We start from the raw sequence: 18,749 nt of genomic DNA, 5'->3' as shown, positions 1-18,749 counted from the left end.
CCTTCAGCGCATTTTTGAAAATGCACTGAAGGGATCATTTTTCTGATGGGAGCGGTGATAGATGCGTACAGAAGTAAATAAAAATTATTTTGAATTAATACAATTCGATGTTTCAGTTGCAGGACCACATTGTAAAGTGCTTGTTGGCGATTTAGATGGAGATGGAGCTATGGAGCTACTGTTTGTTCAGGCAGACGGAGGAATCGATGATCGCTATGTTCCACATCAGGTTCAGGCTTTGACCGCTTATAAATTGAATGGTGAAATAATATGGCAGGTTGGAACACCGACGGAAGATGCTGGTACTTTAGGTTCAGATTTCCCTGCCCAAATTTATGACTGGGATAGAGATGGAGCCAATGAAGTTCTTTGCGTAATGAACAAGCAATTTCTTGCGCTTGACGGGGCTACTGGAGCTACGAAGCGAGCATTGTCGCTGCCAGGGGATGAGGCGCATGATTGTATTATTGTTTGTAATTTACGTGGAACAGAGAAAGCTCAAGATATTATTTTGAAGGATCGATACCGTACATTATGGGCAATGGATTATGATTGGAATGTGCTGTGGAGCTATGAAGGTAATCCAGGTCACTATCCTTGGGTATTTGATTTTGATCAAGATGGTAAAGATGATGTTATCGCGGGATATGATGTACTTACACCACAAGGGGAGTTGAAATGGTCAACGCTGCCGCTTGAAGATCATGCAGATTGTGTGTGGATTGGTGATGTATTGGGTCGTGGTAATCAGCAAATCGTAATTGGTGGTAGTGTTACTGTCATGTATGACATTGAAGGTAATGAGCTTTGGCGTCATGATGGTTCCGTTGAATCTCAGCATATTGCACTGGGCAAATTTAGAGCAGATTTGCCAGGTCTGCAAATTGCGGGGCTAGATCGTATTGTTCGCGGAGATATGGGCGGGACAATGACTGAAACCGGGAAAGACGGTATTTTCTTATTGGATCAACACGGTCAAGAGTTATGGAAGGAAGAGCGTACAACAAACGGTTGGCTAACTATTATTGAAACGATGCGTCAATGGGATGATAGTGGAGTAGATTATATTTTGGCATATCGAAGAGGTGGAGGCGTTTTCCCAACATTGTACAATGGTCATATGGAGCCAGCAGTTTCTTTCCCTGTAGACGGATATGTTGTTCATGCCGATCTAGTTCAGTCTGGCTTTGAACAAATTGTTATATACAATGATGAAAAAGTAGTCATTTACAGCTCAGTGCAGATTGATATTAATAATCAGCCTGTATCGAAAGGCTTGATAGAGAGTAAGCGTCTGTATGCATCTACCTTATATCCAGGTGGTGAATATGTATGATACAACAGGTTGAAAAGCTGCTTACATCAGTTGGTCGAAAGTATATGGAGGATCAGCCTCCTGCTTCCTATCAATTTCGTGTAATGAACTATGCTGGATTTACTAGAGGCAAAGATTTTAGATATGACTTAAATATGATAGAGGCATTACCTGAGCTACAAAACAATCAATACGTATATGCTTGGTCGAAGCTATGGATGGAAGAAGCGCAGGAGCTTCCGTTTAGTCTTAGTTGCTATGGTCCGACACAAGTATTCCTGAATGGCGAAAGGGTTCATTATGCCAATATTGAGGAGGAGGTTTTTCCTGAACGGCGCAGTTGGTTCAGGTTATCGCTCGGGAAAGGCTGGAATCATTTCGTACTGCGTTTTATGAAAACAGAAACGGGCTGCGGTGCTAAATTCGGAACTGGCTCTATTAAAGGATTACCGTTGCATTTCATTATGCCGTCCTTAGAACGAGCGGGGGGCGAAGGTTGGATTTTTACGGAAGCTCTCACAACGGAGTTGCCATTTATTCCGTCTACAGAGAGATCAGAATATGAGGATGGAATAAGCTGGTATCCAAATGCCACATGGTCTTCTAACGAACAAGAGTTGACTGCCATTAAGCGGATATTTACAAATGGCGAGCAGGGTAACTATGCGATTGCTTGGACAATGATCTCGAAGGAGAATGATAGTCCTGTTCATTTGACAGGCCGTTATAAAGGCGAACTCCAGATTTTTATTGATGGGCAGCTACAATTTCAAGCAGAGTCTGTTGGTGAAGGTGAGCATGATTTTGAGTTTACTGCAGAGATAGCTAAAGATAGAGCTCATTCTTTAATGATTCAGTTACAGTATAATGCAATGGGCTGGGACTTCAAGTTTAATAATGAAAATGTAAAGTTGGATTGTCCTGTCTCCGTTGAAGGAACGTCAGAAAATTGGCTCTATAGCGGTCCTTATGTAACGATAGATGAAGCGGTGCGAGAACAAATTATTGAATTATCTAATTTACATACTACAAAAAATGGATTAGATTATTGGTATATAGATGCGCCTTGTAGTAGAATTCGCCCCTTCGTTGAAACGACTCATTATGGCAAATGGAATTACCCGTTAGGTGTAACCTTATATGGATTATTAAGTACGGGGAAAATATTATCTATCGAATCGTTTGAGTCGTATGTGCAAAATCATATTGAACTATGCACGAAATATTATGAGTATGCCAAATGGGATTGTAAGCAGTACGGAGCCCCTGGAATAAATCAGCAAATCGTGCTGATGGACAGTCTGGATGATTGCGGCTCTTTCGGAGCTACGATGCTGTTTACTATGGAAAATTACCCTTTAATAGGAAGTGTATCCGTTGCTGAGCGAATAGCTGACTTTATTACGGATGAGCAGGAGCGGCTTCCAGATGGGACCTTATATCGCTTAAAAGGAAGTACGGATTTTATGCAGCATACAATGTGGTGTGATGATCTCTACATGAGTGTTCCATTTTTAGTTCGATACTACCGTTATACACAGAATATCCGATATATAGATGATGCTGTACATCAAATGTTGCAGTATCGTTATTACTTATACCGAGAAGAGCTTCAAATTATGCATCATGTTTATGATATGAAATTTAATAAGCAGAATACGGTCTCTTGGGGAAGGGGGAATGGCTGGGTAATATTCTCACTTGCGGAGTTATTAGCGGAATTGTCACCGCAGCATGAGAAATATGGTGAGCTGCTTACGATGTTCAGACAATTAAGTCAAGGCTATCAACAGCTTCAAGGGAATAGGGGAATGTGGCATCAAATAGTTGATGATCATGATTCCTATGAGGAAACTTCCTGCACGGCGATGTTTATTTATGCATTGGCAAGCGGAGTGCAAAATGGCTGGTACGATAACCCAATTCCATATGTTGAAAGTGCATACTATGGATGGGAAGCACTCGCACAATATGGTGTAGATGAAGCGGGGAATATATTGGGTGTATGTAGAGGATCAGGATACTCCTATAATTACGAATACTATAAATATGATCTTCTGCCACGCTTGAATGATACTCATGGAATAGGCATAGTAATGCTCGCGGGTATTGAAATCATTAAACTTCGAACATTTTTATCGAAAAGGGCAAGAATCTAGTAAACTTTGCATATGTTGCATTAGTAAGAAAGTCTATCAATAAATCGCCCCCCGTGATCATGCAGAATGCGTGTATCTACGGGGGTTTTGGCTTAGCAGGAATTAAAAACAGGGTTCTTTGATCTTTGATAACATTGATTTTCAGATCCTTCGGTTATTATCCGAAAATTCACGTATTCAATGGAAAGACTTAGGTGAACAAATTCATATGACGGGACAAGCCGTTGGAAATCGTATAAAAAAACTTGAGGAAAGTGGTGTAATTAAAGCTTACTCTCATGAACAATTGAATCTTTTTCTGGATAAAATTCTTGAGTACGGGAACTATGCTATACATCTATCCATACAAGAGATTAAACTACAGAATTCGTTGACAGATACATTAAAATGGTATATGTATCATTTTTTGGATAAGTATAATAATTATAGCAAAACCTTTAATTAATTCAATGTTATGTAAGCGTTTACTTTATATAATCTATTTAGAAAGGAGGACAAGGAAAAGCTCACAGAATAAGACACAGGATAAGTTATGTACTGCAAGTAAAGCAACTTACAGATGGTATGTAGACAAGTTGTGTCAAATCTAATTATTTGAGGAGGATGATTATGTTTAAGTTCAAAAAGACATTTTTGAGTTTAGCGATTGTAGCTTCAATGAGTTTTGGCTTGATTGGTGCATCTTCAAGCGCAGCGACAGACTATTATCAAAATTGGACCGATGGTGGCGGAACAGTAAATGCTACTAACGGAGCTGGTGGGAATTACAGCGTAAACTGGAGTAATACCGGTAATTTTGTTACAGGTAAAGGATGGAATGTTGGTTCACCAACTCGTACAGTCAATTATAATGCTGGCGTTTGGGCGCCATCAGGAAACGGATATTTGACTCTTTACGGGTGGACAAGAAGCTCACTCATAGAATATTACGTTGTGGATAGCTGGGGCACTTATAGACCTACTGGAACGTATAAAGGTAGCGTGTCCAGTGATGGTGGCACCTATGACATATATACTACTACTCGCTACAATGCGCCTTCCATTGACGGTACACAAACATTTACTCAGTACTGGAGTGTACGACAGTCAAAAAGAGCGACAGGTAGCAACGTAGCTATTACATTTGGCAACCATGTTAACGCGTGGAAAAATGTCGGTATGCATCTTGGCTATAATTGGTCTTACCAGATCATGGCGACAGAAGGCTATCAAAGTAGTGGTAGTTCTAACGTAACGGTATGGTAAGCGGTAAAGCAAGGGAAATTACGAATGCTTGATGACTTTCATTATATAGAGTGAATTTTTTATTTGGTATTGCTAAGGCCTGCCGGTCTCACATCCGGCGGCCTTATATATTTCAAACTATAACTCTTCCTCTTCATCTAAAGGAGATATATCAATGAGAAAATGGTTAGTTTTCCTTTTCATTTCTATTATATTAGTTACTAGCGCATGTTCAAAAGGAACGGAAACAAAGAATACTACAAACAGTGAAAACAATGAAAACAATGAAATACATGAGATGAATGAGAACTTTGTGCTCGTCGCAGGCGGGACTTTCGTGAATACTAAAACTAATTTTTATGAAAAAGATGTAACAATATCTGACTTTTATATAAGTAAATATGAGGTGACTCAACAAGAGTGGAAGAATGTAATGGGCAGTAATCCTTCAGAATTCATAGGCGAAAGTTTACCCGTAGAAATGGTAAGCTGGTACGACGTCATTGAGTACTGTAATAAAAGGAGTATACAAGAGGGGTTAAAACCTTATTACAATATAGACATGAAGAAAAAAGATCCGGATAATAAAAGTGAATACGACAATATGAAATGGACAGTAACGATCAATGAGGGAACTAATGGCTACCGTTTGCCGACCGAAGCGGAGTGGGAATATGCTTCGAGTGGAGGTCAGATGAGTGAGGGGTACACATACAGTGGAAGTGATGAAGCTGATGAAGTAGCATGGTATTGGAAAAATGCTGGCGATAACTACTTAACTGGAGATTGGAATTGGCCTATCATAGAAAGCAACAATAATCAAACAAAAGTGGTCGGCTCAAAGGAACCCAACGAGCTAGGACTTTATGATATGTCAGGTAATGTAAGGGAATGGGTATGGAATTGGTATGAAGATGTGGATATTAAGGAAGGTTTATACCGAGTGGTAAAGGGTGGCGGCTGGATAGGAGATATCAGCAACAATGAAGCATCTTTTCGAGGCAAGTTCGAGGCAAATGGCTTTGGTCCTGATCAAGGTTTTCGTGTAAGTCGAAGCGATTGAAATGAGATTTCTAACCATTATGAATGAGGCAAAGAAAAGCCTTGATAGCAGCAGAAATGCTGATTTATTAAGGCTTTTTGGTATCCCCAAAATTATGAAACTTAGGAAAGATGTATTCGCACTGTATTATGAATAAAGGCTAAGCAAATATAGCATACTCTGATCGAAATCTACGAACGGAACACTATCAGCATGAGTGATTCCACTTACAGCCAATGAACAAACCACAAAGTAGCGGTATTTTTACGCAATATCTATGTACAAACACTATAGGAATATTGATACGATTCTAATATCAACTATATTGGAGGTTTAGCGATGCTAAAAGTAGCTATTATTGGTTCGGGTGCTATTTCCAGCGCCCATATTGAAGCGTACCTACAGTTTCCTACCCGTTGTAAAATTGTGGCGATTGTCGATATTTATGAGGGAAAAGCATTAGCACAAATTCAAAGATTTGGGCTAGAAGCAAGTGCATATACCGAATATAAAAATATTTTAGCTGAAGATATTGATGTAGTATCCATTTGCACGCCTCCCTATACACATGCTTTTTTGGCTGTTGAATTTCTTGAAGCTAACAAGCATGTATTGGTCGAGAAACCGATGGCTTCCTCATTGGCGGAATGTGATCAGATGAATGAGGCTGCTCAAAAAACGGGTAAATTGTTATCTGTTGTTGCACAAAATAGATTCAGAACGCCCATGATGAAATTAAAGTCAGTCATTGATAGTAATCTAATGAGTCAACTTGTACATGTACAAGTTGACTCATTCTGGTGGAGAGGTCACTGCTACTATGATTTGTGGTGGAGAGGCACCTGGGAAAAAGAAGGAGGAGGGCCAACGTTAAATCATGCTGTACATCATATCGATGCCATGCTCTGGATGGTAGGCTGTCCGAGCCAAGTACAAGCCTTTATGAGCAATGTATCGCATGATAATGCCGAGGTAGAAGATTTGTCGATGGCTATGCTTCGTTTTGATGGAGGCGCTCTTGGTCAAATTACAAGCTCAGTTGTTCATCACGGTGAAGAGCAGCAGTTAATTATGCAAGGCAAAAACGCCCGAATATCTGTCCCATGGAAGGTGAAAGCTTCTATCTCTACTGAGACTGGATTCCCCAAACCTAATGAGGAGCTTGAGAACGAGCTTCATGTATCATTAGAATCTCGAGGCCCTGATGGGCATGAAATACGCCTTGAAATTGCTTCTCATTCATACTTTTGCGCTCATAAACGAAATAGAGGGGAACGCTGTGAAGATCGACATTATGAATAGTAGACATTCTGCATCGCTCCTGTACTTCTAACATGTTCGACAGTCATCAGCATAATCCTCGTATATCTTTCACTTTAAGGGGAAGTTCAAAACAGTAGACTTTGATATGTAACAAGCTGCTCCATTAGCGAAAATAGCTAGCGGAGCAGCTTGTTTTTTGTAAATTGCATTATTGAATGAAAACGCTTATCATAAAATTGAATTAACATATATATCAATAAATCAATAGAAAAGTTAATTGGTGGTATAGGAGTGGGAAATACTATATGAAGGAACGACTTCAGAAACTCAGCCTGATTCAACAAATTATGTATCTTATTTTGTTTATGCTAATCATTCTCTTGAGTTCTTTTATCATTTCTAACAAAATTGCTGAGCGCACTGTCGAGAATAAGGTTACGGAGTCCTCAAATAAAATTATATTGCAGATCGAAGAAACGATGGCGAGCTTTTTTAAGGATATGGACGGTATTTCTTATTCATTGCTTTACAGTCCAACGATCCAATCGTATTTGAGTATGAATGAAGATCTATCAAGAATTTTAATGAATAAAGAAATGTTATCTGTATTTTCCAGTACGCTTGCTTTGAAGGAGAACATGATGGGCATTCAGCTCTATGACAGGGAAGGTCAGATGGCCGCAAGTGCCGGACAAGCTTATTCCCCAGTAATGAAGCGAAAAGTGTCTGATATCGAATATTCGGTCGTTAATCCTAATCAATTGAACGGTACATATTATACGATTTCCGTTCCGGTGTATAATTTGCAAAACAATCGCGTACTTGAGGATTATCGCGGGATGTGCGTATTTATTATGGACGTCATGCACTTCAAAAATATACTTAGCAAATCAAAGCTTTCGAAGAACTCTAAACTGTTGCTTGTCGATCAAAACGATCAAATAATAACGGGTACAGATGAGGTAAGCACGGAAGAACTAGTTCAAGTAGAAGTGTTGCGCAATGATAATCGCTATATTGTTCAAGATATTACGCTGGCCTACAATAGTTGGAAAATCATTAGCATCATCCCCAAAAAGGAGCTTCTGGAAGATCTGAACATCATTAAGCGCTTAAATATCATTACGTATATCATTATATTCTCGATATTCTGTTTGTTTTTGCTCATATTCTATAGTCGTATTCTGAAGCCTGTTAAAGCTTTACTAGATTTCGTGAAAAATTATGCGAGAAGCGACGGTCAAAGTAGGTTTAATGTCGTTTACCACAATGAAATCGGAGTGCTTGCTAATAACTTGAATCAGATGCTTGATGATATCGATACATTAAGTCAAGATGTTCAAAATGTGCAGCTGCGGATGTATGAAACTGAAATCGTGAATAAACAAATGGAGGTCTCGACTTTACGCAACCAAATAAATCCTCATTTCCTATATAATACGTTTGAATTGATCCGAGCGATGGCTTTATTTCATAAAGTAGAGGATATCGCACATATCTCCACATCTCTGTCGAGTATGTTCCGTTACTCCGTAAAAGGAGACAATATTGTATTTATTCAAGATGAGATTATTCATATACAGGAATACGCCAACATTATTGAGTTTCGTTTTCGAGGTAAAATTAAAATTGTCATTAACGCTGATGAAAGCGTCTATAAAGTCAAGATATTAAAAATGTTACTTCAGCCTTTAGTGGAGAATGCAGTGTTTCATGGGCTGGAGAAAAAGATCGCTCCAGGAATAGTTAATGTTAGCATTGTCAGGATTGGAAAGAATATGATTCGAGTTACGATTGCAGATGATGGTTGCGGAATAGAAGCAGACCGTCTCCAAGAATTGAGGGTTTCATTGCAGCAATTAGAAACATCCGGAAACCAGTTGAATGATGTTAGCCAAGGCATTGGGCTAGCTAATAGTTACCGCAGAATTAAACTATTTTATGGAGATCAAGCGGATTTGACGATCGACAGTGAATGGAAGAAAGGGACCACTATATGCATTACAATACCTACAGATATGGGCATTAAAGAAATGGGGGAGGCCAATGTATAACGTATTGATTGTTGACGATGAACCTTGGGTTGCATATGGAATTGCGAATTTAATAGATTGGGAGAGTCTCGGATTCACTATTATTGGAGAAGCGCATGATGGTTTGACTGCGCTGGACATTATTATGGATAAAAAACCGGAACTGGTTATTTCTGATATCCGGATGCCTGGACTGGACGGAATCGAACTATTGGAAAAAGTCAATGGGCTGAAATTAGAAACAAAGGTTGCCCTCATAAGTGGATATGCGGATTTCGCTTATGCCCAAAGGGCGGTACGCTTAGGAGCATTCGATTATTTGTTAAAGCAGATTGAAAAAGACAAGCTACTAAGTATGGTTGAGCGGTTTAAGGTGGGAATGCTGCAAAAGAAAAAGGCAACGCAGGAGCAGGAATTGCCACTAGATGATCTGTTCGAGTTTTTGGAATCGGATAATAATTTTACAATCGGAAATTTTCTGTCTAACAGAGGGCTAGCATTTAATTATCCGCATTACCGATTTCTTTGCTGCAAATATTGTTCCTCAACGATATCTCTTTTCTCTGAACATAAGTTGCAGGTGAATGGACTGCAGTCTGTCCGGATTCGCACAGGACATAACAAAGTTTCGATGCTTATTAATTATGATGAAAGCAAGCACCCCATCAAAGTAGTGGATTATATCACGGATAACCTAGCTGGTGTGGAGTTCGTTGGGATCAGTAGCATCGGATTATTTTCTGCACCGATTGCCAAGCTTTATCAGGAATCAGATATCGCGATGTTCACGACTAGCTTTCATCGTGGGAAACAGACCTTATATTACGAAGCACAAGAGCTTTCGCCAGAGATTCGTAAAATAATTCTGAATTTGGAAGTGTCCATCAAAGAACAAACACGAGAGAAAATCGAAACCCTTCTGAGTCGCTTAGGCGATGAGTGCAATAATCAATTTATAAATATCGATCTTATATCCTCGATCTATAATCAAGTCGTTTCACTTGTTTACAAATACCATGGGCATTCGGGCAAGATCAACGAAATTTCCCATCTCCATTATGAGTCAATCGCCCGGTCATACGAATCAATCAAACAACTCTTCGATGGGTTGAAAGCATTCTTCAATCAATTGAGCGGAGAAGAAGTATATATCCCCAATGAAAAAGTAAAGAAAATCATCAAATTTATTGATAGTAGCTTTACCGAGGATATTTTGTTAAGTGAGATTGCCAAAGACTTCAATTTTAGTCTCGGGTACGTGAGTACTTTGATCAAGAAAGAAACAGGGGTAACCTATTCAGATTATATTATGTATAAGCGATTAAATACAGCTAAGGAGTTAATGAACGATCCCGATCTTTCGATTCAAGACATTGTTCATAGAGTGGGTTACAAAGATTATTTTCATTTCAACAAGCTATTCAAAAAGCACTTCGGAATTACGCCAAGTAAGTTTCGTAAGCTATAAATGGTAGCCTTGATGTCGATTACGCTATCTGGAACTCTATAAAGGAAGGATTTACACTCTTATGAAGATTAAGAAAGAGAAATTGCTCGTCTATGCTTTTCTCATAATTGCTATAGTGTTAGTAGGTTGTACCTCCAAAGGAAATAATGAAGGAGTTAACTATTCAGCGAAAACTGCATTGCAGGGCAACACTCAATCGCAGACGTCATCCAAAGTAGTCTGGTTCTCGACGGTAGACTTCTGGAATCCGCCCAAAACATGGAGCACAGATCCAAAGACTGTAGCAGGTGCGATTACGGAGCAGACCGGACTGACGTTCGAATTCAATATTCCAGCGCAAAGTGGTGCAACGAAGCTGAATCTGATGCTCGTTTCGAAAGAAGATTTGCCTGATGTAATGACATTAACTGATCCGATTTTGGTAGGTAAATTAATTGAGACAGGGAAGGTTTGGGATCTGGACGAGTTCCTTACCCAATATGATCCTGAATCACATATCCTCAAAGAATTTCCGGCCGATGTGAAGGAAGTCATCGAGGCACGGGATGGTGGATTCTATGCTTATCCGAGCCACATCAACTCGTCTGATGCTAGAAGGGTATATCAACTTTCCGAGCAATATTACAGGGATTTGCTAAGCTATGGATATAACCAAGGTATTATCGTGAATCAAAATATACTGAAGGAAGCAGGCCTGACGCTTGATGACCTGAGGACAGAAGTAGGATTGCTTGCAGCCTATCAGAAAGTTAAAGACCTGAACCTTGAGATTGATGGAGCGCCTATCATTCCTCTACTAGTGGATGGAAAAGCCTATCAGGAGTATTCGACATTGAGCTTCCTCCAGGATACATTTGGCGCAATGCCAGTTGATAAGCAGGGTAACTATCGGGATGTCATTCTGGCTCCAGAAACGAAACAGGCGCTGGAGTTCCTCTATAAAGCACAACGGGGAGGTTACTTCGATCCAGGTCAATTAACGGTAGATAATGCAGAGGTGAAGGCAGATATTGCTACAGGGAGAGTATTCACATTTATCGGAAACATGGCGAATAATGCCTACTTTAATAACGATTACTGGACATCCTCGGGCGCGATTTTATCTGACAATGGGACGATACCAGTTCTAGGCAAGAGCTTTCGGCCAGATGGCGGCTGGATGAAAACCTTTATCTCTAAATCTACCAAAGAGCCAGAAAAACTGGCGAAATGGCTTAGCTTTATGACTAGTAAAGAAGGAATGCTCTTACATAGCTTCGGATTTGAAGGTGTCGATTACACTATTGACGATAAAGGTCTAGTGGTGAAGACGGAACAAGGGATTAAGAACGCGACTGACTATATGAATACCGGAGTTTTTGCTTTCTGGCCATTCCATCATAACGCATTCATCTGGAGCGTTTCCGCTGGACCGACCGAAGAGACGGATAGGTCTGCCATAACTGTTTACAGGGCATCTAGCGCGTATAGCCGAACGTCAGGCATTCAAATTTATAACAAGTCACCACTTATAATACCTGGTGACTTGTTACCTGTAGATAGTGATCTAGCCAACGATGAAATAAAAATTAAAGCCTATAAAGAATCGCAAATTGCGATCATCATTATGGCAAAGAACGATGAAGAGTTTAACAAACAGTATGAAGAGATGATCGTTCAACTGAAAGTATTAGGAATCGAAGCGATCGATAAGGAAAAGGATAACTATTTCAAACGGAAATCAAAGGGATACGGAGTCGAAGTAAAAGGTATAAATTCTTGAATGTAGACTTCGCAAATGCAAGCACCACAGATGTGACTACAGTAATAAAACCTAATTTTTTATGTTGGGTTTTATTTGGAATTCTCTCTCAATATATGAACTAAACACTAAACAATAAAAAACCAGCCATATGAAAGCGCTTTATATAATTTATACTGGAATAAGCGTATACTATACGGAGCCATGAATACAATTAATGGCAAGAGGAGTGACCTAATGAAACGAATTCCTATGATGCTGCAAATGGCACTGATTCTGTTCTGCGTTATGGCAATTCCGACAGCAATTCTAACTTGGTATAGCGGTACACAAATTCTACATAATTCCGAGGAAGCGATCGCAGAAACCTCTTTGGCAGGGCTGAATGCGAATCGTGAGCTTAATAATAATGCGCTTAATAATCTTGCTCAGGATGCGGTGCGGCTTACTGTAACTAGCATATTTAATCGAATCCGCAATTTTGAGACCTTTGCGGAGCTTAACTCAAAATATAGCAATGTAAGTAGCGCACAGGCGATATTGCAGGAGCTGAATAATTTGAATCACAGGGTGGATGGTGTCTATTCCTCTTACTTTTACTTAAATGATTCCGATTATGTAGTCTCAACCGATAAAGGAATTACGATGTTGGATCAGTATGATTCCACCGACTGGATGGAGGAAGCTATTGCTGAAAAAAGAGGGATAAGCGGTGTATGGTTTCCACGTAAGCTAAGCTCGGGCGTCGACGTTTTATCTTATATGCTGCCACTGAGTAGTCTTTCGACGACAACTAGCGGGACTATAGTCGTCAATTTGCGAGAAAGTCAAATGGGCGATTACTTGAGTTCATCAGAACAGGGAGAGCATGACTACCTGCTCATGACATCAGATGGCACTATTATTTCACATGATAATAAGGAATTGCTGTTCACCGATGGCAGCAAGCAGCCATTCATTCAAGAAATATTGAGTAAGGGAACGACGGAGGGTTATACATTCCATGAATTTGAAGGCGAGCGCTTGCTGTATACATGGTCCCGCTCGGAGCCGCTGGGATGGATGTATGTCAATATTTATTCGATGGATAAGCTGATGATCAAAACCGATAACTTGCAGCGCAGTATTGTTTTATTAACGATGATTATCATTTTTGTTGGAACAGTATTAACCGCCTTTCTAGCGATATGGCTGTCCAAGCCGGTGCGAGAGCTAGTTAGGACGGTGCGTGCGCGTGGTAATCCGGGGGGGACGTGTAAAAATGAACTCGCTTATCTTGACGCAGCTTTTAGGCGAATGGAAGAGGAAGAGGAGGGATTACATAAGCTTCTTCAAGAGCGCGAACAAGATACTCGTAAACTTGCAATCCACAATCTGCTGCGCGGCGATGTTTCCAAACAGATCGCTGAGCTATTTCCAGAATCGAATTACCTTGTTGCTATTGTATCTATTGATCAGCACAGGCTGTATGTGAGCAAGGCCAATCGGGAGACACGTAGCTACAACAGACATCTTCTTATCTCGCAATGTGAGAGCCAATTTCCAGCTGGTATACATGCGCGAAGTGTATATAAAGGTGAGGGCTGCTTCGCTATTGTAATTAATTATGGGCAAGATGAACTGGAAAATAATTTGGATAGGATCAAGGGAGTTCTCGTCACGATCCGAGAGATAGCGATTGAACTGCTTGGTAACTCCGTGACAATCGGTGTGAGTAGTCCGACGGAGAGTAGTTCAATGATTTCTGATCAAGTGGTGGAAGCGATGGAAGTCATTAAACATCGCTTGATCGAAGGGAGTGGCGGAATCACTTTCTGGAATCAGGGAGCTGAGCGCGGTAAAAAATATATTTATCCCTCGAACAGCGAAAGGCGTATTCTCAATTATTTGGATATCGGAGATCGCGGAAGCATCATTAAAGAAATGGAAATTATTCGTAACGAGATTCAATCCGCCGAATATATATCCTACGATAATATTTTGTTTATCTACAACCAAATGATAGGCGCAACTTTAAGGCATCTAATGGAAAATAATATTAGTACAGTGCGGATATTTTTGGGGCATGAGAATATCTATTATGCAATTGCTTCTGCTGATACGCTTGATGAGCTTGAAGAGCATTTATGTGAGTTCTTTGGTGATATTATTGAGTATCTTGCACACAATATGGGCGAAATTAACTACGGAGAACGGATCATCCATTACTTGGAAGAAAAGTTTTGCGAAGAGATCGTGTTTGAAGATATGGCGAAGGTAATCGGGATTAGTTATTCTTATATGCGCAAAATTATATACGAGCTAACGGGCAAAAGCTTGATTGATTACGTTAATATGTTGCGGATCCAGAAGGCGAAGCAATTACTGTTGGAATCAAATCTTAATATTACTCAAATTGCTACCGAAGTCGGATATTATAATGTTCAAAGCTTCAATCGATTTTTTCGAAAGTACGAGGGTATATCCCCGACTAGCTATAAGGCTGCAAAGATCTCGAAGATCTCAAAGACTCTAACGTCATAAGAGATGCTGCAATATGTCTAACAATAAGTTCAATGGAGCTGTCTTCGGTGGTCAGTACAGACCAACGAAGACAGCTCCATTTTTGTTTATCCTGTTCAGACAGGATACTATTGATTAGTTTTGATTACTACTGTATTTTTTGATTTCAAGTAAAAGAATCGAGCACATAGATGCTAGAAGTAAAGGGGAAAGGGAAGGCACAATTAGGATATAAATTTGTAAGAAACTAGTCGTATCAAGGGTTTTTGGCAATAATCAAAAATGATAGATGCAATCAAAATCCAAGATTTACGTTTGTTAAAGACTCAGTGTAATATTGAGGTAGCTTCACCGTTCAAACATAAAAAGTTTACCAAGATTTCGAATTCGCCCAGGTTTCAAATTTGAAAAGGGGATGTAGATCGAAGGAGGAGGTATAGATGTGAAAATTGTAAACGCTTTAAAAAGTCGTGGTGTTGATGGAAAAGGAATATGGTTCTACATTAAGCGAGACAAAGAATTATACTTGATGCTTTTGCTACCAATCATTTTTGTAGCTCTATTCAAAATAGCACCTATGTTCGGAACAATAGTAGCTTTTAAGGACTATAAAATTGCGAAAGGTTTTTGGGATAGCGATTGGGTAGGATTCCAAGTATTCCTTGATATTTTTGCAAAACGCGATTTTGCAAGAGCTATTAAAAACTCTTTACTTCTTAATGTATCAGACTTAATACTAAGCTTCTCAGCGCCAATTGTTTTATCGTTACTACTTAATGAAATTAAAAGCGTGAAAATGAAAAGAATTAATCAAACGTTATTGTACCTACCTCACTTCTTATCATGGGTTATTATAGGCGCAATTGCTTATCAACTACTAAGTTTAGGTAATGGTCTTATCAACAATATTATTGATTCATTGGGCGGCACACGGATTCCATTTCTGCAAGCGGATAATAACTGGCTAATTAGCTATCTAGCTATTGGAGTTTGGCAAAGTATGGGCTGGGGGACAATTATTTATTTAGCTTCGATGAGTGCTATAAATCCGGAGCTATATGAGGCAGCAATTGTCGATGGCGCAGGACGCTGGCGTAAAATGTGGAACGTAACACTACCTGGTATTCGAGTGACGATCGTTACGCTATTGATCATGAATTTAGGGAGAGTGATGGGCGGTTCCTTCGAACGGATTTATGCGCTTGCGAATAAGGCTACCACGGAGTATACAACGACTATAGAGGTATTGGTGTATCGTTGGGGTATTGAAGGTGGTAATTTTAGTAGAGCTACTGCACTAGGACTGTTTCAGGCAGTAATAGGGCTTGCGTTAGTTATATTGGCTGATAGAATTGCCAAAAAACTCGGCGAGGACGGCTTACTGTAGAAAGGAAGACAAACTATGAAAGCATCTAATAACCTAATTATGGTGAGTCAAAAAAAACGGTTTGATGTGTGGGATGTTATAATCAATATTTTTGTGGCTATGACATCATTAGCATGCTTGTTACCGCTAGTACACACTTTGGCGAAGTCGTTGAGTGCAGACGCCTATGTATTAGCGAATAAAGTCATGCTTTGGCCACTAGGATTCACTTTTGAAGCGTATGGAAAAGTGCTAAGTGATTCATCTATTTTACGATCTTTATATGTATCTGTTGTCGTAACAATAGCGTTTACAATAATTGGTATGATTATAACGATTTGTGCAGCCTATCCTTTATCCCGTAAACAGCTTAAAGGACGGACAGCTATAACATTTATCTTTTTAATGACGCTATACTTTAGCGGTGGAATAATTCCAGAGTATATGCTTATTAATCAGCTTGGACTACTGGATACCATATGGTCACTTATATTGCCACAAGCATTTAGTGCATTCAACTTTTTAATTATGAGAAGTGCGATCTCTAGCAGTATTCCAGTAAGTTTAGAGGAATCAGCACGTATCGATGGTGCAGGACATTTTCGAATATTATTCAACATTGTACTTCCGCTGTCTAAGCCAATTATCGCAACATTGTCGCTATTTTATGCAGTGGGCCGATGGATTGCCTATCAAGATGCGATGTTCTATATTAAGCAGAATACGGAAATGCGTCCATTACAATTAAAGCTTTACTATATGGTCATTGAAGCTAGTGAAAGCTTTCAACTTGAGGCAACTATGGTGCAAGTAACGAATCCCGATGTATTGAAAGCAGCTTGCGTTATCTTTGCTACCGTTCCCATAGTTTGTATATATCCATTTATTCAAAAGTATTTTGTTAATGGTGTCATGCTTGGTGCTGTCAAAGAGTAAAAGGACTCAATACTGTTTCATTAATATTAATTAGGGAGGCAATTTGCAATGAGAAATAGAAAATTAGTAGTTATCGTTTTAACGTTAGTTATGGTCTTTGGTTTATTGTCTGCATGTAGTTCAAACGGTAATAATAAACCCGTAAACTCAGAGAAACCATCTTCACCGCCTGCTGCAACAAATAATGTAGAAGAGGGCGCTTTCACTGATTATTCTGCAGGTTTCCCGGAAAATGTAACGATTGAAATTCCCGTTTATGACCGTGCTTTTGAAGGCTGGAACGTTGCTGACAACTACTATACTCGCTGGATTCAAAAAGAATTTGGAGATAAAAATAATGTAACTGTGAAATATGTACCTATTTCTCGTGGTAATGAAGTGCAGGATTTCCAACAGCTGCTAGCAGCTCATAAAGCACCAGATATCATTTTCCACTACGATATGCCACAGCAGATCGCTTATTACAGCGAAGAGGTTTTACAGCCTATCAATTGGGATGAAGTTGCCAATTATGCACCTAATTATTGGGCAAGTATGAGTTCTACGATTGAACAATATGGTGTTATTAATGACGAACAAATCTTTTTCTTTGCAAGTCGTCCAGATGCGGATAACTTCTTAACTTTGATTCGTAAAGACTGGGTTGAACAGGTTGGTTTGAAAGTAGAAGATTTAACTTCACTAGAGAAATATAATGAAATGCTTGTCAAATGGAAAGAAGCTGGTCTAGGAGTCGTTGGAGGAGCCTTGGTTCGTAACAACTTCAACTATAACTATGGATTCCGCGATTGGCCAATTGATGCAGAATATCGTGCGCTTTATTCTGATCTTTCCGTTGCAGATTTTACAACTGTAGCAACAGAACGTTACCTTCGTAATTTGAATTATCAATATAATAATGGAATTGTTGATAAAGAGTTTTACTTACGCGATGATGACAATAAAGTGAAATCAGAGTTCGTAGCTGGAAGAACGGGTACTTATGCCACTTATCTATCTAGCAATACAGATGTAATGTCTGCGACGCTGGTTAATAATCCGACAGCTGAATTTGCTCTTCTGCCACCTAACGCTGCTATTCCAGAGGGGCTTCAGCCTCAAGGTCGTGCTTACTGGCCATTTGGTTTCATTATGGGCATTAACTATGAAACGCCTGAAATTGAGCGTATTGCACTTTGGAAATTCTTAGAGTGGATGAGTCAACCGGATGTTCTATTCTTATTACAAAACGGTGTAGAAGGTGATAACTATACACTTGATGCAGAAGGAATTGCAATGAAAAATGAAGAATACACTGGTGAATCTGTTTTATCTATGAACAATAATAAAGATTACTGGGCTATTGTAACAGAAAGTGCACAATATCCAGATGCAGAAGTGAACAAAAAAGCTCAAATTAGAAACTGGGCACCACCAGGATACGAGGATTTAATTGAAACTCACTTGAAATATTATGCTGATACTGCACAATATCGTACTCCGGATGCATTGTTTACTGATGTTGTGACAACGGTTGGTGAATATAAAGCGGATCTGAACGAATTGTTCCAAGAGCTGTATATTAAAATTGTAACTGCTCCTGAAGATCAATTTGATGCATTATATGAAAAATCAAAACAAATTTATCTAGAAGCCGGATACCAAGAAATTTTAGATGAGAAGCAGGGTATCATCGAAAAAGGCAACTTCCGCTAATAGCG

13 protein-coding genes are annotated in these 18,749 nt (G+C 39.4%); all 13 read left to right on the top strand.

Annotation, left to right across the window (positions count from 1 at the left end; genetic code table 11):
• The first annotated feature begins 61 nt into the window (after positions 1-61).
• On the top strand, positions 62-1,336 hold the full coding sequence (locus tag AC1TPB_RS02985; protein WP_482075128.1) for a hypothetical protein: 1,275 nt from the start codon (positions 62-64) through the stop codon (positions 1,334-1,336).
• Positions 1,333-3,474 carry a glycoside hydrolase family 88/105 protein gene (locus tag AC1TPB_RS02980; protein ID WP_482075127.1) on the top strand — a complete coding sequence of 714 codons (2,142 nt, stop codon included), beginning with the start codon at positions 1,333-1,335 and terminating at the stop codon, positions 3,472-3,474. Before AC1TPB_RS02985 ends, AC1TPB_RS02980 begins: the two co-directional genes overlap by 4 nt.
• A 118-nt stretch (positions 3,475-3,592) precedes the next feature.
• Entirely contained in the window at positions 3,593-3,919 is a 327-nt protein-coding gene (locus AC1TPB_RS02975) for a winged helix-turn-helix transcriptional regulator (protein WP_482075126.1), read from the top strand.
• A gap of 164 nt (positions 3,920-4,083) precedes the next feature.
• On the top strand, positions 4,084-4,719 hold the full coding sequence (locus tag AC1TPB_RS02970) for a glycoside hydrolase family 11 protein (RefSeq protein WP_482075125.1): 636 nt from the start codon (positions 4,084-4,086) through the stop codon (positions 4,717-4,719).
• Positions 4,720-4,873: 154 nt separating this feature from the next.
• Positions 4,874-5,761 (top strand): formylglycine-generating enzyme family protein, encoded by an 888-nt coding sequence (locus tag AC1TPB_RS02965; RefSeq protein WP_482075124.1) that lies wholly within the window; start codon positions 4,874-4,876, stop codon positions 5,759-5,761.
• A 318-nt stretch (positions 5,762-6,079) separates the two neighbouring features.
• Positions 6,080-7,042, top strand: coding sequence for a Gfo/Idh/MocA family protein (locus AC1TPB_RS02960; RefSeq protein ID WP_482075123.1), 963 nt, complete (start codon positions 6,080-6,082; stop codon positions 7,040-7,042).
• Positions 7,043-7,308: 266 nt separating this feature from the next.
• On the top strand, positions 7,309-9,057 hold the full coding sequence (locus tag AC1TPB_RS02955; protein WP_482075122.1) for a cache domain-containing sensor histidine kinase: 1,749 nt from the start codon (positions 7,309-7,311) through the stop codon (positions 9,055-9,057).
• Positions 9,050-10,504: a response regulator transcription factor gene (locus AC1TPB_RS02950; protein WP_482075121.1), complete on the top strand. Its 1,455-nt coding sequence runs from the start codon at positions 9,050-9,052 to the stop codon at positions 10,502-10,504. Before AC1TPB_RS02955 ends, AC1TPB_RS02950 begins: the two co-directional genes overlap by 8 nt.
• A gap of 61 nt (positions 10,505-10,565) precedes the next feature.
• Positions 10,566-12,266, top strand: coding sequence for an extracellular solute-binding protein (locus AC1TPB_RS02945; RefSeq protein ID WP_482075120.1), 1,701 nt, complete (start codon positions 10,566-10,568; stop codon positions 12,264-12,266).
• Positions 12,267-12,482: 216 nt separating this feature from the next.
• Positions 12,483-14,768 carry a helix-turn-helix domain-containing protein gene (locus tag AC1TPB_RS02940; RefSeq protein WP_482075119.1) on the top strand — a complete coding sequence of 762 codons (2,286 nt, stop codon included), beginning with the start codon at positions 12,483-12,485 and terminating at the stop codon, positions 14,766-14,768.
• A gap of 421 nt (positions 14,769-15,189) precedes the next feature.
• On the top strand, positions 15,190-16,134 hold the full coding sequence (locus tag AC1TPB_RS02935; RefSeq protein ID WP_482075118.1) for an ABC transporter permease: 945 nt from the start codon (positions 15,190-15,192) through the stop codon (positions 16,132-16,134).
• 15 nt (positions 16,135-16,149) lie between these two features.
• Entirely contained in the window at positions 16,150-17,049 is a 900-nt protein-coding gene (locus tag AC1TPB_RS02930) for a carbohydrate ABC transporter permease (protein WP_482075117.1), read from the top strand.
• 48 nt (positions 17,050-17,097) lie between these two features.
• On the top strand, positions 17,098-18,744 hold the full coding sequence (locus AC1TPB_RS02925) for an extracellular solute-binding protein (RefSeq protein WP_482075116.1): 1,647 nt from the start codon (positions 17,098-17,100) through the stop codon (positions 18,742-18,744).
• The last annotated feature ends 5 nt before the right edge of the window (positions 18,745-18,749 follow it).

The sequence above is a fragment of the Paenibacillus sp. Y951 genome (genome assembly GCF_056786395.1).
Note: the sequence above shows the minus strand (reverse complement) of the source record. Positions and strands in the feature narration are given on the sequence as shown.